21 protein-coding genes are annotated in these 18,869 nt (G+C 50.3%); 10 read left to right on the top strand and 11 right to left on the bottom strand.

All coding sequences use genetic code 11. The features are described 5' to 3' along the window. Positions 1–183: 183 nt before the first annotated feature. Positions 184–555, bottom strand: coding sequence for a hypothetical protein (locus CBE68_RS15245; protein WP_087506958.1), 372 nt, complete (start codon positions 553–555; stop codon positions 184–186). A 281-nt stretch (positions 556–836) separates the two neighbouring features. On the opposite strand from CBE68_RS15245, the gene CBE68_RS15240 reads away from it, so the two are divergent. Then, entirely contained in the window at positions 837–1,826 is a 990-nt protein-coding gene (locus tag CBE68_RS15240; protein ID WP_229744702.1) for an integron integrase, read from the top strand. A 17-nt stretch (positions 1,827–1,843) separates the two neighbouring features. On the opposite strand, the gene CBE68_RS15235 is transcribed toward CBE68_RS15240, so the two are convergent. Continuing rightward, the gene (locus CBE68_RS15235; RefSeq protein WP_087506957.1) at positions 1,844–2,425 is read right to left on the bottom strand and encodes a hypothetical protein; all 582 of its coding nucleotides are present in this window, start codon (positions 2,423–2,425) and stop codon (positions 1,844–1,846) included. A gap of 181 nt (positions 2,426–2,606) precedes the next feature. Next, on the bottom strand, positions 2,607–3,143 hold the full coding sequence (locus CBE68_RS15230) for a flavodoxin (protein WP_087506956.1): 537 nt from the start codon (positions 3,141–3,143) through the stop codon (positions 2,607–2,609). A 350-nt stretch (positions 3,144–3,493) separates the two neighbouring features. On the opposite strand from CBE68_RS15230, the gene CBE68_RS15225 reads away from it, so the two are divergent. Beyond that, complete coding sequence (locus CBE68_RS15225; protein ID WP_087506955.1) at positions 3,494–3,652, top strand: YqaE/Pmp3 family membrane protein; 159 nt, start codon at positions 3,494–3,496, stop codon at positions 3,650–3,652. Positions 3,653–3,709: 57 nt separating this feature from the next. Here CBE68_RS15225 and CBE68_RS15220 read toward each other — a convergent pair whose 3' ends face one another. From CBE68_RS15220 to rsxA, 7 genes are all read right to left on the bottom strand, one after another. Beyond that, positions 3,710–3,973 (bottom strand): RnfH family protein, encoded by a 264-nt coding sequence (locus CBE68_RS15220; RefSeq protein ID WP_087506954.1) that lies wholly within the window; start codon positions 3,971–3,973, stop codon positions 3,710–3,712. Next, positions 3,964–4,638: an electron transport complex subunit E gene (locus CBE68_RS15215; RefSeq protein WP_087506953.1), complete on the bottom strand. Its 675-nt coding sequence runs from the start codon at positions 4,636–4,638 to the stop codon at positions 3,964–3,966. The genes CBE68_RS15220 and CBE68_RS15215 overlap by 10 nt, the downstream gene beginning before the upstream one ends. Further along, positions 4,635–5,294 carry an electron transport complex subunit RsxG gene (gene rsxG / locus CBE68_RS15210; RefSeq protein WP_087506952.1) on the bottom strand — a complete coding sequence of 220 codons (660 nt, stop codon included), beginning with the start codon at positions 5,292–5,294 and terminating at the stop codon, positions 4,635–4,637. The genes CBE68_RS15215 and rsxG overlap by 4 nt, the downstream gene beginning before the upstream one ends. Before the next feature lie 9 nt (positions 5,295–5,303). Beyond that, the gene (locus CBE68_RS15205) at positions 5,304–6,317 is read right to left on the bottom strand and encodes an RnfABCDGE type electron transport complex subunit D (RefSeq protein WP_087506951.1); all 1,014 of its coding nucleotides are present in this window, start codon (positions 6,315–6,317) and stop codon (positions 5,304–5,306) included. 13 nt (positions 6,318–6,330) lie between these two features. Next, on the bottom strand, positions 6,331–7,869 hold the full coding sequence (rsxC, locus tag CBE68_RS15200) for an electron transport complex subunit RsxC (protein ID WP_087506950.1): 1,539 nt from the start codon (positions 7,867–7,869) through the stop codon (positions 6,331–6,333). Positions 7,870–7,969: 100 nt separating this feature from the next. Beyond that, complete coding sequence (locus tag CBE68_RS15195; protein WP_224745733.1) at positions 7,970–8,497, bottom strand: RnfABCDGE type electron transport complex subunit B; 528 nt, start codon at positions 8,495–8,497, stop codon at positions 7,970–7,972. Between the two features lie 14 nt (positions 8,498–8,511). Next, positions 8,512–9,096 (bottom strand): electron transport complex subunit RsxA, encoded by a 585-nt coding sequence (rsxA, locus tag CBE68_RS15190; RefSeq protein ID WP_087506961.1) that lies wholly within the window; start codon positions 9,094–9,096, stop codon positions 8,512–8,514. Between the two features lie 372 nt (positions 9,097–9,468). Between rsxA and nifL the strand changes: the two genes are divergently transcribed. Together nifL and nifA are read left to right on the top strand one after the other, a co-directional pair. Continuing rightward, positions 9,469–11,046, top strand: a complete 1,578-nt coding sequence (gene nifL, locus CBE68_RS15185) for a nitrogen fixation negative regulator NifL (protein ID WP_087506949.1) — start codon at positions 9,469–9,471, stop codon at positions 11,044–11,046. Beyond that, the gene (nifA, locus tag CBE68_RS15180) at positions 11,043–12,593 is read left to right on the top strand and encodes a nif-specific transcriptional activator NifA (protein ID WP_087506948.1); all 1,551 of its coding nucleotides are present in this window, start codon (positions 11,043–11,045) and stop codon (positions 12,591–12,593) included. The genes nifL and nifA overlap by 4 nt, the downstream gene beginning before the upstream one ends. Before the next feature lie 60 nt (positions 12,594–12,653). Here nifA and CBE68_RS15175 read toward each other — a convergent pair whose 3' ends face one another. Then, a complete protein-coding gene (locus tag CBE68_RS15175) occupies positions 12,654–13,535 on the bottom strand; it encodes a LysR family transcriptional regulator (protein ID WP_087506947.1) in 882 nt (293 codons plus the stop codon). Positions 13,536–13,659: 124 nt separating this feature from the next. Here CBE68_RS15175 and CBE68_RS15170 point away from each other — a divergent pair, with 124 nt between their 5' ends. The 6 genes from CBE68_RS15170 (at position 13,660) to CBE68_RS15145 (ending at position 18,735) form a co-directional block, all read left to right on the top strand. Then, on the top strand, positions 13,660–14,640 hold the full coding sequence (locus tag CBE68_RS15170) for an aldo/keto reductase (protein WP_087506946.1): 981 nt from the start codon (positions 13,660–13,662) through the stop codon (positions 14,638–14,640). 78 nt (positions 14,641–14,718) lie between these two features. Further along, on the top strand, positions 14,719–15,552 hold the full coding sequence (locus CBE68_RS15165) for a lipase family protein (protein WP_087506945.1): 834 nt from the start codon (positions 14,719–14,721) through the stop codon (positions 15,550–15,552). Between the two features lie 208 nt (positions 15,553–15,760). Beyond that, the gene (gene nifB / locus CBE68_RS15160) at positions 15,761–17,158 is read left to right on the top strand and encodes a nitrogenase cofactor biosynthesis protein NifB (RefSeq protein ID WP_143824586.1); all 1,398 of its coding nucleotides are present in this window, start codon (positions 15,761–15,763) and stop codon (positions 17,156–17,158) included. Further along, the gene (locus CBE68_RS15155) at positions 17,158–17,490 is read left to right on the top strand and encodes a 4Fe-4S binding protein (RefSeq protein WP_087506943.1); all 333 of its coding nucleotides are present in this window, start codon (positions 17,158–17,160) and stop codon (positions 17,488–17,490) included. The genes nifB and CBE68_RS15155 overlap by 1 nt, the downstream gene beginning before the upstream one ends. Continuing rightward, a complete protein-coding gene (locus CBE68_RS15150) occupies positions 17,480–18,106 on the top strand; it encodes a nitrogen fixation protein NifQ (protein WP_087506942.1) in 627 nt (208 codons plus the stop codon). Before CBE68_RS15155 ends, CBE68_RS15150 begins: the two co-directional genes overlap by 11 nt. Positions 18,107–18,144: 38 nt before the next feature. After that, a complete protein-coding gene (locus CBE68_RS15145; RefSeq protein ID WP_087506941.1) occupies positions 18,145–18,735 on the top strand; it encodes a hypothetical protein in 591 nt (196 codons plus the stop codon). Positions 18,736–18,869 lie beyond the last annotated feature (134 nt).

The raw sequence follows: 18,869 nt of genomic DNA, 5'->3' as shown, positions 1-18,869 counted from the left end.
AGATTACCCTATCAGCAGCGCAGATATACGGTGGGCTATCGGGCACTACATCAAGCAAATTCACCAAACAGGGATGCCAGAATTATGAGGGGATCCCCCAGCGCCTCAAAGCAGGGGCTTTTGCGAGTGTTTTTGCCGAAGGCAACGAGTAAAAGTCCCACTGACTTTGTTTGTTATGTTGCGTTACCTAAAAAGATTTAGTTCTTGAGTAAAGTGCGGCCCACAAAATTCATCGCTGTAATTAGCTTCAAGTTTGATGAAATCCCATTTGCCTTTAGCGGAGAAAACACCTTTTGCCTCTCCATTTTCAATATGCACAGTGGGTGTAAAGTAGAAGTTTAACTCATCAGTCGGAAGCCCTTTCTTACCATAGACCGCAACAAAATTTAGAGCCTCGCCATCCAATTCTGCTGGTAGAGAAAAGTGACAAACATGCCCCGTCTTTTCAAAGCATTTAACCCGAGCCTCTTCTGGAGCTATGTATTGTGGGCAGTTGTGCACTCCAGCCATCGCTTTCGTAGCTAATAATACAAATAAAATACTGAATACTTTCATAGCAACATAACGCTTAGTAGGTATACCGAGTCCGTACTATCCAGATAGGGGGGACTGTATACCTATTTTGATAATGGGGATGTTTTCGGAGAGTGTTCGCCTATGTCCTTTAGGCTTGGCTTAAGCAGAATGCTCTAACCGATTGATTCCCTTCGTGTGGTTCAATATATCTTGTTGGTAGCTAAAAATCAGCGACCCAGCTCAAATTGACCTCGATCTTGTTGGAATTGTATCTATACTGTTTATTTATACAGTGTCGTTGCGGCACACGGAGGTGCAATGTGGAAACTCAGCGTTCCAAATCGATTCAAGCCAGATTTCATGAGGCTATCAAGGTAAGGCACTACGCGCTAAAGACAGAGAAAACCTATTGGCATTGGATTCGGCGTTATCTGTTTTTTCATAATTTGAAGCATCCTAGTGAGTTGTTTGAGCGTGACGTCGAGCGTTTTTTATCTGATTTAGCGGTGCGATGCCATGTCTCGCCAGCCACCCAAGACATAGCGTTCAATGCCATTTGCTTCTTGTATCGGCATGTTCTTAATCGGCCATTGGAACATATCAATTCGGTACGAAGTGCTCCCAAGAAAAAGCTACCGGTGGTACTGCGTAAGGAAGAAGTTGCTGCAATTCTAAATGAGTTGCAGGGCCATCATAAGCTAATGGTCGCACTCATGTACGGTAGTGGGCTTCGAGTCGGAGAATGTCACCGTCTGCGGATTGGTGACATTGATGTTGCCAAGCAAACGATCAGTGTCCGCAATGGTAAAGGCAATAAAGACCGAGTGACCTTATTGCCGCAGAATGTAGTGGCTGCTCTGAACCAACAGATCCAGTATGTTACGCAGCTCCATCAAGCAGACATTGCTTTGGGATTCGGCCAAACTTCGCTGCCGTACCAGCTCGCCCGAAAGTATCCTGCTGCGGCTCGCAGTGCACACTATCAGTATTTGTTTCCATCGATCAAACTGGCTAAAGATCCTCGCGATGGTCAGATTAAGCGTCATCACCGTCACGAGAAGGGGCTACAAAGAGCGGTGAAACGGGTTATTCGCAAGTTGGGGGTAAATGAGCTGGCTAGTTGCCATACCTTTCGGCATTGCTTTGCTACCCACTTATTGCAAAGTGGTAGCGATCTGAGAACGATTCAGGAGTTAATGGGGCATTCGGATATCAAAACAACGCAGATTTACACCCACGTTGTTGGCCAACACAAATCTGGCGTTAAAAGCCCACTTGATGGGGCTATGTCGATTAGCTATGACATTTAAGTGGTTTGCGACAAATCCTATTCATCTTCAAATTCGGCCAAGTGGTCGATTTTTAAATGCTCTGGGATCTCGATCTTGTCGTCTTCTTTCTTCTTGCGCTTTTGTTCTTTTTCCGCGGCGATTTTCGCCATGGCGTCTTGCAAGGTTACTTCGCTGGCAAAGGCGGTGGCGTCGTACTCCTCGCCCACGGCAATGATCATCAGCTCGCCGTCAATCATATTTCCGGCAAACACATAGTTTTCATTAAGTTCGGCAGGCCAGTAACCGTCAGGATCTTTTTTGTCCGACGGGCTGATGCCGCAGTAGCCGGTGAAGCTGGCATCGACAAACACAGGGACATCGCCGCGAAACGATTCTTGCAAGTTGATGACGGCGCCTTTGACGCCTTCGTAGTGGTCGGGTAGGCGGTAAAGTCGGGTTACCGACCCCACAAAAACATAATCCGATAACGAGATGGCTTTCATCATTGCTTCTTTACGAGGCAGCAATTCAGCATTGGTTTGGCAAGCAAATACTTGCGTACTTGCAAGGGTAAGCAATGTGGCACTAAGCAATGCAACAGTACGCAATGTGTAAAAGGTACCAAAGATTCTTTTCATGGAAATTCGATAACAACGGCTGCTATGGTTGCTTGGCATATTAACCAGAATTTTTATACCAATCCATGAGTTGAATCCATATGACCCCCTCATGTGGCAAAGGCATAAAAAAGCTCAACGACGGCCATTGGTACCGCAGTTGAGCAATAGAAAGGGGAAGTTGTTGCAATCTGCGTCTGGGTTAAACGCCAAATGCTGCTTTAACGTCAGTCAACCAAGCTTCAATACGCGCCGTGTGTTGGTCGCTCTGGTTGTCATTGTCTAGCACCAAGCCAACAAACTCATCTTCGTCTAATGCTTGTGATGAATTAAAGGTGTAGCCCTCTGCTGGCCAGCTTCCGACCATTTCGGCGCCGCATTCGGCAACGGCATCGTAAAGTTCGCCAAGACCATCAACAAACTCGTCAGGATAATTGACCTGATCGCCTAGGCCGTACAAAGCAACTTTTTTGTTGGCCAAGTCCATGTCATCAAAGTTGGGCATAAATTCTTCCCAGCTTTCAGCCTGACACTCAGAAGACAGCCCCGGCAGCTGGCCTTCACCCAATGTTGGGGTGCCTAAGATCAGAAAGTCATAACCCATTAATGTGTCGGCATCGATGCGGTTAATATTCAGTGGTTTATCAGCGAGGTCATCACCTAATGCTTTGTGCATCATTTTGGCAATTTTGCGCGTGGTTCCGGTATCGGTCCCGAAAAAAATTCCAATTGCGGCCATGGTTGCTACTCCTTGTGTGGGATGGTTGACGACGGGGGTGAGGTGTCGTCAATTTCCCTGCTGGTTAGTTCGGTTTCATGAAAATTGAGATACAAGGGAGTTTGCAATTGCTTTGCCATATCGATTTTTTATTAACCTATTGATTTTTATGTCTTATGTGGGTTGTGGTTTTGTCGTCATTACGGTGCCTTGACGGCATTGTTGTAAATCCGACAATCAATACCTTGTTTGGCTAACTTGCTGAACAAAAACAACTAACCAATTCCTACTAACCAATTACTACTGACGACGGCAGAGCAACTATAATCCGAGAGGCTAACGATTTTTTTGGGAAACAAAGGGAGTATGAGATGAATAAAGTGTTGTTAGTGATCTTGGCGATCTTGCTGCCACCTGTTGCGGTGTTTTTGCAAGATGGCGTGGGCAAACATTTAATAATCAATATAGTGCTATGTATTCTGGGCTTTATTCCTGGTGTGATTCATGCGCTTTGGTTGATTCTGAAGTAATCCTCGGCCAGCAATCCGCAGTGAGTTGAGTGGTGGATTGCTAGCCAGCGCTTGTGATTAATCATCGTCCTCATCATCGTCGTCATCGGCCACCCAAGTCGTTGGCCGATAGATTTCCACCCGGTCGCCTTCAACTAGTGCGGCGTCAAGAGTGACCAACTTACCGAACACGCCGACTTTCTGTTGCTCAATTTGAATGTGCGGGCAAAGCTCCAGAATGCCCGACTGATTGATCGCCGTCATCGCTGTGGCGCCATCTGGTACTTCCAACTCCATCCACAATTGTTGCTCAGGTTCGGCATAGGCAATACTCACGCGCATGATTGCTCTCCTTGTATCCGCAGCTGACGGCTTTGTAACCAGGTTTGCAATAAACGCTGAGCCATCAGCATAAAGCCCAGTACCAAAAATCCGCCCGGCGGCAGAATCATCAACAGCAAGCCGCGGTAGTCCGGAATAATGGTGAGTTCGAGAAATTCAAAACTTGAGCCCAGCAGCAAGCTGGCATCGGCAAACAAAGTGCCGCTGCCCAGTACCTCGCGAAAACCGCCAAGCACCACCAGTACCCAAGTAAAACCTAGCCCCATCGCCACACCATCGGCAATCGCTGGCACTGGTGCTTGCTTGCTGGCGAACGATTCAACTCGGCCCAGAATGGCACAGTTGGTGACAATCAATGGAATGAACAAACCCAGTACTTTATGCAACGAGTGCATCCAAGCATTGAGCAATAAATCAGTTAACGTCACCAAGGTCGCAATCATTAAAATGTTAATCGGGATGCGAACCGCACGGCTAATTGCTGGCTGAAAAACTGAAGCCAGTAAGTTGGCGCATACCATCACGGCAAGCGTTGCTAAACCAAGCCCCAAGCCATTCGTTGCTGAGGAAGTGACCGCGAGCAAAGGACACAATGCCAAGCATTGGCTCAGCACCACATTGTTGCGCCACAGGCCTTCGGCAAATATTGAGCGATAGTCGGTCATGATGATGCTCCTTGTTCGACGGCTGATAATTGCTCGGTGGCTTGTTGTTTGGCTACTGCTTCCATATCGCGCAGGGTTTGGTGTACCTGACGAACAACCGCTCGCGGGGTAATGGTGGCGCCACTGAATTGGTCAAATTGGCCGCCGTCTTTTTTTACCTGCCATTTGTCATCGCCAGTGTTGGCTAACGATAAGCCATCAAAACTGGTGATCCATTGGTGTTTCGACACCTCAATCTTGTCACCTAAGCCCGGCGTTTCAGCATGGCTTAACACTCGCACGCCAATGATTTGCAAGCGCTCATCCAAGCCAATCATCAATTTGATTGGGCCGGCGTAGCCGTCAGCCTCGGTTTCTACCACGTAACCGGCTGATACGCCGTTATCAAATGCGGTGAATAGTTGATAGGTGCGGCCGTCCAAGCGAAACGACTTAGCGGTGGCGAGAATATTGTTGCTGTAGCGTTCACTTGGCATCACCAGTGCCAATGCCATCTGCTGATCTTCTCGTTGGCGCATGGCAATGGCCGGCGCAGTCAGTTGGCTGACTAACAGCAACAAGCCGGTAGCAATGGCTGTGGCCGCTGCCAATGATGACGCCTGATAACTGGTGTTATCGCGGATCCGGTCGAGTTGTTTTTGAATACAAGGAAGCATACGAATCTCCTACAGCGGAAAGCGTTTGGCTTGACCGAAGACCGTCGGCCGCAGGTAGTGGTCAATCACAGGCGTTGTGGCATTCATGATCAACACGGCAAATGCCACCCCTTCGGGATAACTACCAAAGCTACGGATCAGCCAGATCAGCAGGCCACAACCGGCGCCAAACAATAATTGGCCTTTGGCACTGGTGGGTGAGGTGACCATATCGGTGGCAATAAAGAATGCTGCCAGCATGGCACCACCGCTAAGAACATGGCTGGTAGCTGAGCCAAAGCTCTCTGGCGCAATGAGGTGACTGATTGCCGCTGGAATGGCTAAACCAAGCAGTAAAGCAACCGGTATGCGCCAATGGATGATGCCGCGCCACAGCAGGAACAAGCCACCGAGTAAAATCAGCAAGGCGCTGGTTTCGCCTAAGCTACCGGCATGCTGGCCCAAGCTCAGCTCGGAGAAAGACGGTAATGATTGACTGACGTCACCTGCTAACTGGCTCAGAGGTGTGGCGGCGCTGGAGCCATCAATGTTGCTGTTTAACCAATGATTGTTCATTGCTAAGCCGCCATCGGTCATGGTTGGCGGGGTCGGGTGCTGCCAGTTGGTTAGCTCGACAGGAAAGCAAATTAATAGCATCACCCGCCCGAGCATGGCGGGATTGAATGGGTTTTGACCCAAGCCACCGAACACTGTCTTACCGACGATAATGGCAAAGAACACGCCGCTTAAGGCAATCCACCAAGGTGTTGAGGGCGGTAAGCTCAAGCCCAGCAGCAGTCCGGTGAGCAGTGCTGACCCGTCCATCGCGCAGTGGCTAGAACGGCCAAGCAGTTTTAAGCCAAGGTACTCAAACACCATGGCGCCGCAGCAACAGGTCAGCAGTACGATGAGGGCATTAATGCCAAACAGATAGACACCAAACAAGCTCGCTGGCAGTAAGGCGGCGATCACTAAATACATCAGATCGGTGGTCGAGGTGCCACCGTGGGTGTGAGGGCCGGCAACCGGCGTAAACTGAACCATGATCTGCCTCCGCTTAACTGCTAGATGTGTTGTTGCTGGATGTGTCAGTGCTCGCTGTGCTGTTGCTGGTATTGCGTTGCGTGCGAGTGCTGGTGCGAGCGGTGCGCTTACGCGGTTTGCGGGCCGCCTTGGCAGCTTTGGCTGCTTTCTTGGCTTCTGCTTCGCGGTGCAAACGGGCTTGTCGCGCTTCGGTCAATTGGCGCGCCTGCGCCGACTTGCGCTCCATCGTTCTTGCTGCATTGAGCGAGCTGCGGGCATGCTGGAAGTACTGCACCAGTGGAATTCGCGATGGGCAAACATACGAGCACGCACCGCACAGCAAACAGTGGTCAAGACCAAAATGGCGGGCGCCATCAAGATCAGAGATGCGACTGTGAGCTGCCATTTGAAACGGCATCAAGCTCATCGGGCAGGCATTAACGCAACGGCCACAGCGCACACAATCGTGGCTTTGCTCGGCTCGGATCTCGTCTTTGCTCAGTGCCAGAATGCCGCCAATGCTTTTATCAATCGGCACAAACGGCGAGGGCAGGACTTGTCCCATCATCGGCCCGCCAGCAATGAGTCGGCCCGCTTCCATTTTTAAACCACCGCATTTGGCAATTACTTCAGATACCAGCGTCCCCATCGCAACATTAATGTTGGCCGGTTGCTCCAGCGCGCCACCAGAGACGGTCATAATGCGCCGAATTAATGGTCGCTGATAACGCACTGCTTCATACACAGCCTGAGCGGTGGCAACGTTATGAACCAAAATACCGATTTCAGTACTGAGCTGACCTGGAGCGACCGTCTGGTTGGTGACCGCTTTGATCAAGTGGCGCTCGGAGCCCATGGGGTAAAGGCTAGGCACTACTTGCACTGAAAGCTGAGGCCGATCAGATACCGCAGAGCGCATGGCATCGATACTGGCCGGCTTGTTGTCTTCAATGGCGATAATGCCTTGGCTGCAACCAATAGCCCGTACCATCAAGGCGGCGCCAGCGGCAACTTCAGCCGCGCGTTCGCGCATCAGTCGGTCATCGCAGGTTAGGTAGGGCTCACATTCGCCACCATTGAGTAACAGGGTATGAACCTGTTTTTGGCGCGCAAATCGCAGTTTCATTCCGCTCGGAAAACCAGCGCCGCCAAGGCCTACAATGCCAGCGTCTAGTACCCGCTGGATGATTTCCTCAGCAGATAATTTGCTGGTATCACAGGGCACATGGGGGATCCCCCAATTGGGATCGCCGTTACCTCGGATCACCAAGGTGTTCACTTTTAGCCCAGATGGATGCGCCGATACATGCGGCCCGATGGCGTCGACCACACCATTGATGGGCGCATGCAGCGGCACGCACATATCGTTGGGGCCGGTCGCAATCAGTTGGCCTTTGACGATGGCATCGCCGACATTGACATGGCTGCGCAACACCACGCCATTGCGTTGTTGCAAGCTGAGATAGACTCGCTGTGGTTCATCGCTGTTAATAGTGGCTTCGTTGGCCGTTAGCTCTTTGTGGCCCGTTGGGTGAATGCCACCATGAAACGGCTTACGTTTTAGAGCAAGCATGATGCAACTCCCGGCTCGATCATCGAGCCTGTGGAAAATACCAAGCGCAATGGCTTTCGATGTTGGTTCATTAAGCGACTGTTGATCAGATGACGTTTCATCAGGCCACCTTTGGTTTTGGCCATTGCCAGGTATGAAGCTCTGGTGCTACCGGATCCATCGACAAACAGCCTTGTGGGCAGGCTTTCTCGCACAGTCGGCAGCCGGTGCAAACATGACGAATTACAGTGTGCATTTGGCGGTTGGCACCGACGATGGCGTCGAACGGACAGGCCTTAAAGCAGCGGGTACAACCTGAACATAATGACTCGTCGATACGGGCAACCACCGGGATGTCTTCGCCGCCTTCTGTTAATGCCACGCCCAGCAGAGAAGAAATACTCTGAGCCAGTGAGCGACCACCCGGCGGGCAACAATCAGGCCCCAGTTTACCCGCGACCATGGCTTCGGCAGCTTGCCGACAACCCGGCTCACCACATTGGCCACACTGACCGCCCGGCAGCATGCCTTCGAGTTCATCAACACGAGGATCGCCTTCGACTTTCAGTGCTTTTGACGCCCAACCTAGCAAGCCTCCCAGTAAACCGCCGATGGCGGCCAATGCGACGATGGAAATTAATGTCATCATTTTCGTTGTGCTCCTTAGGCTGAACCGACCATGCCAGCAAAGCCCATGAAGGCCATCGACAGTAAGCCAGCGGTAATGAACGCAATGGGTATTCCGGCCAGTGACTCAGGCACGTTAGCCAGTTTCAATCGTTGTCTTAAGCCAGCAAACAATACGATCACCAAGCTAAAGCCCAACGCTGAACCAAAGGCATAAAAAAGGGTTTGAAACAGTGTCATCTGTTGTTGCACCACCAAAATGGCTACACCAAGTACGGCGCAGTTGGTGGTGATCAAAGGCAGGAAAATCCCCAGCGCTTGATAAAGTGGCGGACTGATTTTTTGAATCACCAGCTCAGTAAACTGAACCACTGCAGCAATCACCAGAATGAATGCCAAAATGCGCATGATTTGCAGGTCGAGCGGGGCAAGAATGAAGTGCTCGACCATCCACGAGGCAATAGCGGTGAGACACAACACAAAAGTGGTGGCAAAGCCCATCCCTATGGCACTGTCAATCTTGCCAGAAACGCCCATAAACGGACAAAGGCCGAGGAACTTGGCTAATACAACGTTGTTAACCAGTGCGGTACTGATCAGCAAAAGCAAATGTTCAGACATGGTGTGATCCCATACAAAACGATCATGCTGATGCTCATTGCAGGTGCCATACCAGCTCACCAATTTGAATCAACAACCCACTAAATCCCTTTTGTGGTGCGCGTTTAGCGTTGATAGCTAGGTAAATGAGAATTGTTCCGCGGGCGATTTGTGACAATCGAGCCAATTACTTTGTGCTAGTTTGTTACAAATCAAACAATGTCCGCTTTATCAGCCCCCGTGGTTACTGGTGATTGAAGTGGGAATGGGGTTTGCAGCAGAGCAAAGGTCAACAGACCTTAGTCCATTAACCGATGTGCATCATCTGCCGAGCGATTAGCTGACAACTGCGCTGGCAATGATGCGGTAACTTTTGACTTGCCGAGGACCATCATGACCAAATCTATTCTCGAGCCGCCAACGCTTGGAGCGCAATTTGAACTAAGCCAAATTGACTCTGCCTCCTCGCTTCAGCAAATGGTGCAGATTGTTGAACAAGCGCCAATGGCAATATCTATCACTGATCTTCAGGCCAAGATTGTTTACGTCAATGAAGGTTTTAGTCGCATTACCGGTTATCAAACCGATGAAGTGATTGGTTGTAATCACTCGATGCTGAGTTACCGCACGACTCCGAGTCAAATCTATCAATCGCTGTGGAATACCATTACCGAAGGCAATTGTTGGCAGGGGCGCTTAATCAACCGACGCAAAACCGGTGAACGCTACCTCGCTGATGTGACGATTTCACCAATACGCGACGACGCCGGTAACATTACTCACTTTATGGGAATGCACCGCGATGTCACCGAGTCGCACGCCATTTCAACTCGGTTGAACAATCAAAACACTGTGGTTGAAGCCGTACTCAACGCCGCTCCTGTCGCCATTGCTTTGCTTGATGATGAGAATAAAGTAGTGCTCGACAATTTGGCCTACAAAGCCTTAGCGGCCGATTTTGATAACGAGCCGGCTTATGAAGTGCTTACCCGCCTCAAGCAACAGCTCGGTACCGATGCTATTCGCAAGTTAATGTCGGCCAACTATGCCGAAGGCCATAGCGTTAGCGTTGATATGAAACGCCAACAAGATCAGCGTTGGTTTAGTTGTCGGTTGTCAGCCATTGCGGTCAATGACAGCGACGTCGATGGCTATTTTCAGCCCAAAGCTCAACAGCATTTGATCTTAGCGATCACTGAGTACACCCGCGAAAAACGCCATATTGAGCAGCAGCGGATCAGCGAGCTGCAACGCTCAACCGCAGAGTCGGAGATGCTGCACGCCATGCAAGAGACCTTGCACGCGGCGATTCATCAGATGCAAGGGCCAATCAATATGATTGAAGCGGCCGTCAACATGATGTGTCAAACCACTAAGCAATGTCCCGGCATCGACGCCATGGAAGAGGCGCTGCGCACTGGTGCTAATTCTGTCGAAGAGTTAAAAAATGCCTTGCCCGAACGGCCGCAAGAGGCCTTGCAACCAGTCAATGTTAACCAGTTGATTCACGACATTTCGGCAATGGCAACTGAGCGCTTACTTGGTCGCTCAATCCCGTTGCAGCTGTCACTAACCGCCACCTTGCCATCAATCAATGGACAGCCATCTCGGTTGCGGGTGGCGCTCAAACAGCTACTCGACAATGCCATTGATGCCATTGATTATGCCAAATCAGCCAACCGGCAAATTTTGATTTCCACCTTCGTTGATCATGACGAAGTGGTGGTGACCTTTGATGACACCGGCCCAGGTGTGGATAAAGCCCGCAAGTTACGTATCTTCCAACCGTTTGTCAGTACCAAACCAGCAACATCGGGTGGTTGCCGTGGCATCGGCTTGAGTATTGTGCAACAGGTGATCAACGAGCACAGCGGTACCGTTGATATTCACTCGGCAGAGTTGGGTGGCTGTCGAGTGCGAGTAGTACTACCCAACCGTCATTCGGAAAGTAGTTTTGGAGGTCGATTATGAGTCCTATGACAGCCTCTCAAAGTTCGCTGGCAGAAATTCATCTCGCGGCATTGTACGAAGTCAGCAGCGTGCTGGGCGATAGCCTTGATTATCAGCAAACCATGACCAGTGTCCTCAAAGTGTTGCATGACAAGGCCAAACTGCGCCACGCCATGCTGACCTTACTCGATGATGAAAAAGAGTCATTGGTGATCGACAACCTGCATGCGCCGGGCAATGTCGAGTCGTCGCAAACCAACAATATTCGTTATCGCAATGGCGAAGGCGTGCTCGGCACTGTGATGCGCCATGGCCAACCTGTGGTACTAAGTAAAGTCTCCAATGATGTTCGCTTTGCCGACAAACTGGCTTTGTATGAGCTCGACAAACCCTTTATTGCTGTACCTGTGAGCAAGGGCAAATCAGGCGTTTTGGGCGTATTGGCGGCGCAGCCGGAAAGCTCGGACACTCACTTGTTGGCTGATTTCACTCGTTTTATGGAAATGACAGCTAATTTGGTTGCTCGTAACGTCGAGTTAGCCAAAGGTGTTGAAGCCAAACAGGACAACTTGCAGCAAGAGCGCGACCGCTTGCGGCGTAAGGTCCGCAACAATTACAGCCTGGATAACATGGTTGGCCATTCGCAGGCGATGCGACGGGTGTTTGAACAAATCCGTTTGGTATCGAAATGGGATAGCACGGTACTAGTCCGTGGTGAATCAGGTACTGGTAAAGAATTGATTGCCAATGCCATTCACTACAACTCGCCGAGGGCAACGGGGCCATTCGTTAAACTCAACTGTGCTGCATTACCTGACAACTTGTTGGAATCTGAGCTGTTTGGCCATGAAAAGGGCGCGTTTACCGGCGCCATGAAACAGCGCAAAGGCCGCTTTGAAGTAGCCGATGGTGGCACTTTGTTTCTCGATGAAGTCGGTGAAATCTCTGCGGCGTTTCAGGCCAAGTTGTTGCGGGTATTGCAAGAGGGGGAGTTCGAGCGAGTCGGCGGCACTCAAACTCTGAACGTTGATGTCCGAATCATTGCTGCCACTAACCGCAACTTGGAGGAAGAAGTACGCCAAGAGCGGTTCCGCGAAGATTTGTACTATCGCCTGAATGTGATGCCGATTTACCCGGCACCACTGCGTGAACGAGTCGAAGATGTGCCAGAGCTGACCAGCTTCCTACTGGAAAAGATCGGTAACCATCAAAAACGCAAGCTGACGGTGACCGATGGTGCCATTCGAAAAATGATGAACTACGAATGGCCGGGCAATGTACGTCAGTTAGAGAACATGCTCGAACGTGCTTCGATCATGAGTGAAAGCGGCGAGATTGATCAAGATTTGATATTGCTTGATGAATTTGGCGGTGACTTGTTAACCACTCGCGGTGCCACCCCCCAGACCGATCTCGAAGATCCCAATCTCAATGATCGCGAACGGGTGATTGCTGCGCTGGAGCAAGCCGGTTGGGTGCAAGCGAAAGCGGCGCGATTGCTGAACATGACACCAAGGCAAATTGCCTACCGGATCCAAACCATGAACATTCGAATGCGCCAGTTGTAAAGTCAGTTTGAAAACATCGTTAGGCGGCCTTTGAGCCGCCTTTTTTATCGGCCAAGTTCGCTACTGTTTGTCGAAGTAAGCGACCAAGAAATCAGCCAACAAACGGACCCGCTGAGTTTGGTATTTGACCTGTCGATACACCAGAGATAGCGGTTGAGATGGCACCAACCAATCATCAAACACTGGCTGCAACTTGCCTTGCGCTAAATCGTCGTCCAGGTACCAGTGATTTAATCGGACAATGCCAAGCCCCTCGAGTGCTGCGGCTCTTAATACATGGCCATTTGCCGAACTAATGGCGCCATTGACGGTGACGTCGATAGACTCCGTTGAGTTGCAATGCTCAAAACGCCACTTTTTAACCGAACCACAAAGGCATTGATAATCAATAAGCTGATCTGGTTTGTCAGGTTTGCCACAACGATTGAAATAGGTCGGGCTGGCGACTATATGATTACGAACGGTGAGTAGTTGGCGAGCGATGAGATTGGAATCTTCTAGTTTGCCCATGCGAAATACCAAATCGTAGTTCTCGGCCAATAGGTCAACCCGGTTACTGGAAAAATCCAACTCGAGTTCAACTGACGGGTACTGTTTGATGAACTCACAAAGGGCTGGCGTTAGGCTGCGCTCAGCGAAGATACCTCCGACAGAGTTGATGCGAACGGTACCGGCAATATTGGCTTGATCGTCATCGAGCCGCTGCTTGGCTTGCTCCAGTATTGTCGCCGCGCGAGCACTTTCTTGATGATAGGCCTTCCCCGCATCGGTGAGTATTAATCGACGCGTTGAACGGTGAAGCAACGTCACTCCAAGTTGTTGCTCCAACGATGTGAGCTGCTGTGATACGCGCGCTTTCGATAGGCCAAGGTGATCCGCGGCTTTGGTAAAGCTGCCGAACCGAGTCACAGTCAGAAAAGCGATGAGTCGACTATCGAGCATTGATTGCTCCAGAACTAATTGGGTTTATTTAGCTTAACAATGGGTTAATTGTTTAGCTAATTATCTTGTTTGTTGTGGCGAATACAATCTTATTGTTGAAAGAACTACGCTTTGGGTGAACAGGATGAACAAAAGAGTATTGGGAAAAAGTGGCTTAGAAGTTTCTGAAATTGGTTTGGGTTGCTGGCAGTTAGGCAATGATTTTGGCCCAGTAGATGACGCCCGTGCAGAAGCTGTTCTCAAAGCCGCCGAACAGCAACAGATTAATTTTTGGGATACTGCTGATGTTTATGGCGGCGGCTTAAGTGAGACGCGAATTGGCGATTTCTGTTCGGCTTCAATGACACAACCAATTATCGCTACCAAGGTAGGCAGAGATGGCGCCTTGTTTCCAAATGGCTACAGCAAAGATAAGGTTAAAGCCAACATTCAAGGTTCCTTGCAACGCTTAAATGTTGAAGCCTTGGACTTAATTCAATTGCATTGTGTGCCAACCGAAGTGCTAAAAGACGGCGACATGCTGGCATGGATGGAAGACTTTCAGCAACAAGGCTTAATCAAGCATTTTGGTGTTAGTGTTGAAACCATGGATGAAGCCCTGTTTGCCGTCACCCATCCAAAGCTGACATCGATCCAAACCATTTTTAATGTCTTCCGCCAAGACCACATTACCGAATTGTTCCCGCTGGCGTTGCAACATCAAGTTGGCATTATCGTCAGGCTGCCGCTAGCCAGTGGCGTGCTGTCTGGCAAGATGACCAAGCAACAACAGTTTGCCGAAACCGACCACAGAAACTACAACAAAGACGGTGCTTTCTTTAGCGTTGGTGAAACCTTCTCTGGTATTCCGTTTGAGCAGGCTATCGATCTAGCCGAAGTACTTAAAACTCAATTGCCGCAAGGCATGTCGCTAGCGCAAATGGCGTTGCGTTGGCTGCTTGATCAGCCTGCGGTGAGTACCGTGATCACGGGTGCTAGCCGGGTCGAGCAGGTGCAAGAAAATGCTGCCGTTTCGGCGTTGCCTGCATTGAGTTCGGAGCTGCACGAGTGGCTGGCGAATTTCTATGCCTCGCAAGTTAAACAGCATATTCGCGGCGTGATGTAGCACAGGGTGAATCAAGCATTCGCGACTCCGAGTTTTGCATCTATCCTAAATAGCTAAGCTATGTAAAAGGACAAGCTCATGCCTCAGGTTTCGCCCTACATCTCCAAACTCAATGCTGGTAATGCCTATTGGATGGCAAGGTTGTCTCAGCTTGTTTATCTCAAGGTTTCAGATGATGACGCCAAGCCCGATGAGGCGGCGATTTTGCAACAGCTGCAACAAGAGGATGATGGTTTTGTCGCGGTACTTGGGGTTGATCAAAACAGTGCTCAGGCTGCGCTGATTGAACACCGCGATTACTTGTGTGTGGCTTGCCGAGGCACTGATGAAAAGCGCGATTGGCTCGACAATATTGATGCTTTTCCAACGGAGCAGTTGTTTGGCCGCTTTCATCGGGGTTTTTGGCGCTCGGTTGAGGATGTATGGCATCCCATTGAGCAACGAATTGAACAGCTTCAACAAGCACGTAAAGCTGCTGGCAAAGCCAAACTGCCGGTGTTTTTGTGTGGTCATAGTTTAGGTGGGGCGATGGCGACTGTGATTGCAGCCATGTTTGTTCATCGTGATGAACCATTTACCAGCCTCTACACGTTTGGTCAGCCTCGGGCAATGACGCGAAATACCTCGCGGCTATTCAATATTGAATGCGGTGCCAGAATGTTCCGATTCCACAACAACAATGACATGGTGACTCGGGTGCCCACCCGCTCAATGGGCTACAGCCATGTCGGTTGCTACCTCTACATTTCGGAAGAAAAAGAGATCCATCGAGAGCCGGGTTTTTGGTTTCGATTTCTCGATGCCTTTGATGGCGCGGTCAATGCCGTGACTGAAAAGGGTATCGATGGTGTTGAAGATCATGGCATGGAGCATTACCTCAGTGCGGTGAAAGCTTGGGATTTCCACGATTAGTGTGTCGTTACGGCCGCGCTATGGTCGGCGCCGACACTATGTCGGCTTTGTCACAAGTTGTGGAACAAATGGTTGCGAATGTATTTGCTGATATTTTTAACTCAATGAAATAGTTGAATTTTTGGTTTGGAATGTAGTTTGCAGTAGTCGTTCTCAGATGAAGTTGTCAGATGCCGAAACAACAGGCTGTGACTTTGGGAGCCAGATTATGGAGCAAACGCATACCAGCTGTACGCCAACCGGGCATACGCAAGCAGGCAATGGCTGTGGTAGCCAAACCAACGATAGTGCCGCGCTGGGATTACAATTGGACGATCCTAAGTTGTCGGCGGATGTGGTCAATAAAGTCACCACTCATCCGTGCTATTCGCCGGAGGGGCATAAGTATGCCCGAATTCACCTGCCTGTTGCTCCTGCTTGCAATATCCAATGTAATTACTGCAACCGTAAATTTGACTGCAGCAATGAATCTCGCCCAGGTGTGGTATCAAAATTGTTGTCACCTGCTCAGGGGGCCGATCGCTTCAGCAAAGTCAAAGCGCGGATCCCGCAGACCAATGTCGTCGGTATTGCCGGACCGGGTGATCCGCTCGCCAACCCTGCTGCAACCCTAGCAACACTTAAAACCGTCGCTCGCACCGAGCCCGATGTGCATCTTTGTGTTTCAACCAACGGCTTGGCGTTACTAGAGCAGGTAGAGCCACTCAAGTCGGCTGGTGTTAGTCATTTGACCATCACTATTAACTGTATTGATGCCGCCATTGGCGAGAAGATATACCCATGGGTTTTTTATAACCACAAACGACTTCGCGGTCGTCAGGGCGCACAAACCTTGATAGATCGCCAGTTAGCCGGGCTGCAAGCTGCTGTCGCGGCCGGTATGTTGGTGAAGGTCAATACGGTGCTGATCCCAGGCATTAATGACCACCATATCGAAGCCTTATCACAAGAGTTAAAGAGCTACGGCGCTTTGCTGCACAACATCATGCCACTCATTTCTGACCCTGCTCACGGCACTTATTTTGGCCTAACTGGCCAGCGTCAACCAACCGAAGACGAAGTCAGTGCCGCCCGCCAAGCGGCTGGCACCAACATGGCACAGATGAGTCACTGTCAACAATGTCGCGCCGATGCGGTGGGTCATTTAGGACAAGATATTGATTTGAATGAATTGGCAGCAACACAATCACCGCCAACACAGAGCGACGAGGAAAGCTCGGTGCTGGTTGCCGTAGCAAGCAAGTCAGGGGTGCTGATCGATCAACACTTTGGCTACGCCGAATCATTTGCGGTGTATCGGATCACTGCCGATGGCATCGAACAACGCGAACCACGACAAGTCAGCAAGTACTGCGTTGGCGATGATTGTGATGTCGCTGAAAGCCGGATGGACGCCAATCTCCAGGCTTTGTCTGGCATTAAACATGTGCTGTGTTCTCGGATTGGCATCACCCCATGGCAGGCGCTCGAACAGCATGGCGTGACGCCATCAACAGAATACGCGCTATTTGGTATTGAAGATGGTTTGGAGCAATTGCAAGCACAATTGATTGACAGCGGCTCGTTGAGCCCGCAATCAACATCGGATATCAAGGAGGCAATGTAATGGCTTTTTCGATCACTAATGCCTGCATTGGCTGCAATGCTTGTAAGCTGGTTTGCCCACAAAAGGCGATTGTTAGCGGCTCTAATGGTTATGCCATTGCCGCCCACCGCTGTAACGAGTGTGTCGGTCATCATGCTGATCCGCAATGCGCCAGCATTTGCCCCATCGAGACTGCGATTGTCGATGCCAACCATCGTGCACTGAATCCGCCCGGTTCACTGACTGGTTTGCCCACTGAGCGCAATGTCATTGCCATTTCCTTATTGGAACAACGAGTCAGCAAGGCCCAAGGTGATGCCCGGCCGGCCTCGGGAGAAGGCCATGTTTGTTAGCGTGTCTGCCCGTACCGATAATGCCGGTTCATTGGCCAACAATGGCACGTCGGCAGTCTCGGAACTTAGCCAACTGGACGCCAATCAGCTATTGATAGGGGTCATTCTGGCCCAGCTTGAAGGCCGAGCTAACTTGCCTTATGGGCTGGGATTAAGCCATGAGGCGTATCATGAACTGTTGCTTGGGCTAGCTGATGAATCATTGCTGAGGGCCGAAAAGCATTGGCAGCAGGGCGGTGATAATCACATCAAAATGCGCGCCAAAGTGCTGGCTGAATTGTTGGCGATGCAGTTGTCCGAGCGTGAAGAATTAGTCTGTTTATTAGCTGACTACACTGCGCCTGACGTTGATTATAGTGACTCTGTCGCGATAATTGTCGCAACCGCGAGCTTGTCGCCAGCGCACCTGTGGAAATCCTTGGGCTTAGTGTCGCGCCAGCAATTGCGCCAACTGTTGAGTTTTTTCTTTCCTCAATTGGTGGCGCTGAATCATCAAAACATGCGCTGGAAACGATTTTTTTATCGTTGCCTATGTGAACGCTCGGGTGATTATGTCTGCAAATCACCAAACTGCGTTGACTGTAGCTCTTATCAGGAATGCTTCAGCCCAGAGTAGTGTGGCTTTGCCAGCATCCGGTCCCACGGCTAAGCTAAATGCATTGGGCCGGTGACGGGGTGCTAGCTGAGGTAGCGGTGAAAAAACAAAAACTATTGCTGCAGCTGATGTTCTCGACCTTGCTGTTACTGGTCATTATTGGTGGTGGGTTTCTGTCGAACCTGTTGGAAAAAGTGGAATCGATCGACGATCAAATCCGCTTCCAGCAACGCAAAGCCCCTGAGCCATCTTCTCGTGTTGGTATCGCCTCGGCAGGCCTCCATCGCACCGTGATTGTGATGGCTGGTCAAGTGAAGCCGTCAACGGATGAAAACCTGCATCTTGAACTGACGTTTTTCAATGCGGATCCATACCAGTCGATTGTTATCGATTCGATTGAGCTATTCGACCAGGGCGGCGTGTCGGTTGCCTTGTTGGCGACCGGTCAAAATATGATTGCGCCGCAGGCTGCGTTCAACAAAAAGCTGTCGTTGCAGTATTTGGTGGCATCAAGTGTCACCTCTTGTGTCATTTCGTGGCGCATCAACGATTGGACGGCAATGCCAGTGAGTTATCTGCTGCTGCCAGCAGATACTGCTGGAGGGCTGAAACAACGGCTGATTTATGGCGCACATCGGGCAGTTTTATAACGAATTGAACGCCGTATGTGTACTGGATCATGGACTGACACCATAAAACCCGCCTTGCCTTGCTACTGCATCTACTGAGATCCACAATGGTTGTAACCTCGGCATTATCCTGAGTCAGTCTTGGCTAGGTGTTA

The sequence above is a fragment of the Neiella marina genome (assembly GCF_002165625.1).
Taxonomy (GTDB): Bacteria; Pseudomonadota; Gammaproteobacteria; order Enterobacterales; family Neiellaceae; genus Neiella; species Neiella marina.
This window is presented reverse-complemented; position numbering and strand designations above follow the sequence as displayed.

What these genes read in the sequence shown, in the direction of transcription:
- CBE68_RS15245 (WP_087506958.1), bottom strand. Translation starts at nt 555, where the DNA reads ATGAAAGTATTCAGTATTTTATTTGTATTATTAGCTACGAAAGCGATG.
- CBE68_RS15235 (WP_087506957.1), bottom strand. Translation starts at nt 2,425, where the DNA reads ATGAAAAGAATCTTTGGTACCTTTTACACATTGCGTACTGTTGCATTG.
- CBE68_RS15230 (WP_087506956.1), bottom strand. Translation starts at nt 3,143, where the DNA reads ATGGCCGCAATTGGAATTTTTTTCGGGACCGATACCGGAACCACGCGC.
- CBE68_RS15225 (WP_087506955.1), top strand. Translation starts at nt 3,494, where the DNA reads ATGAATAAAGTGTTGTTAGTGATCTTGGCGATCTTGCTGCCACCTGTT.
- CBE68_RS15220 (WP_087506954.1), bottom strand. Translation starts at nt 3,973, where the DNA reads ATGCGCGTGAGTATTGCCTATGCCGAACCTGAGCAACAATTGTGGATG.
- CBE68_RS15215 (WP_087506953.1), bottom strand. Translation starts at nt 4,638, where the DNA reads ATGACCGACTATCGCTCAATATTTGCCGAAGGCCTGTGGCGCAACAAT.
- rsxG (WP_087506952.1), bottom strand. Translation starts at nt 5,294, where the DNA reads ATGCTTCCTTGTATTCAAAAACAACTCGACCGGATCCGCGATAACACC.
- CBE68_RS15205 (WP_087506951.1), bottom strand. Translation starts at nt 6,317, where the DNA reads ATGGTTCAGTTTACGCCGGTTGCCGGCCCTCACACCCACGGTGGCACC.
- rsxC (WP_087506950.1), bottom strand. Translation starts at nt 7,869, where the DNA reads ATGCTTGCTCTAAAACGTAAGCCGTTTCATGGTGGCATTCACCCAACG.
- CBE68_RS15195 (WP_224745733.1), bottom strand. Translation starts at nt 8,497, where the DNA reads ATGATGACATTAATTTCCATCGTCGCATTGGCCGCCATCGGCGGTTTA.
- rsxA (WP_087506961.1), bottom strand. Translation starts at nt 9,096, where the DNA reads ATGTCTGAACATTTGCTTTTGCTGATCAGTACCGCACTGGTTAACAAC.
- nifL (WP_087506949.1), top strand. Translation starts at nt 9,469, where the DNA reads ATGACCAAATCTATTCTCGAGCCGCCAACGCTTGGAGCGCAATTTGAA.
- nifA (WP_087506948.1), top strand. Translation starts at nt 11,043, where the DNA reads ATGAGTCCTATGACAGCCTCTCAAAGTTCGCTGGCAGAAATTCATCTC.
- CBE68_RS15175 (WP_087506947.1), bottom strand. Translation starts at nt 13,535, where the DNA reads ATGCTCGATAGTCGACTCATCGCTTTTCTGACTGTGACTCGGTTCGGC.
- CBE68_RS15170 (WP_087506946.1), top strand. Translation starts at nt 13,660, where the DNA reads ATGAACAAAAGAGTATTGGGAAAAAGTGGCTTAGAAGTTTCTGAAATT.
- CBE68_RS15165 (WP_087506945.1), top strand. Translation starts at nt 14,719, where the DNA reads ATGCCTCAGGTTTCGCCCTACATCTCCAAACTCAATGCTGGTAATGCC.
- nifB (WP_143824586.1), top strand. Translation starts at nt 15,761, where the DNA reads ATGGAGCAAACGCATACCAGCTGTACGCCAACCGGGCATACGCAAGCA.
- CBE68_RS15155 (WP_087506943.1), top strand. Translation starts at nt 17,158, where the DNA reads ATGGCTTTTTCGATCACTAATGCCTGCATTGGCTGCAATGCTTGTAAG.
- CBE68_RS15150 (WP_087506942.1), top strand. Translation starts at nt 17,480, where the DNA reads ATGTTTGTTAGCGTGTCTGCCCGTACCGATAATGCCGGTTCATTGGCC.
- CBE68_RS15145 (WP_087506941.1), top strand. Translation starts at nt 18,145, where the DNA reads ATGCATTGGGCCGGTGACGGGGTGCTAGCTGAGGTAGCGGTGAAAAAA.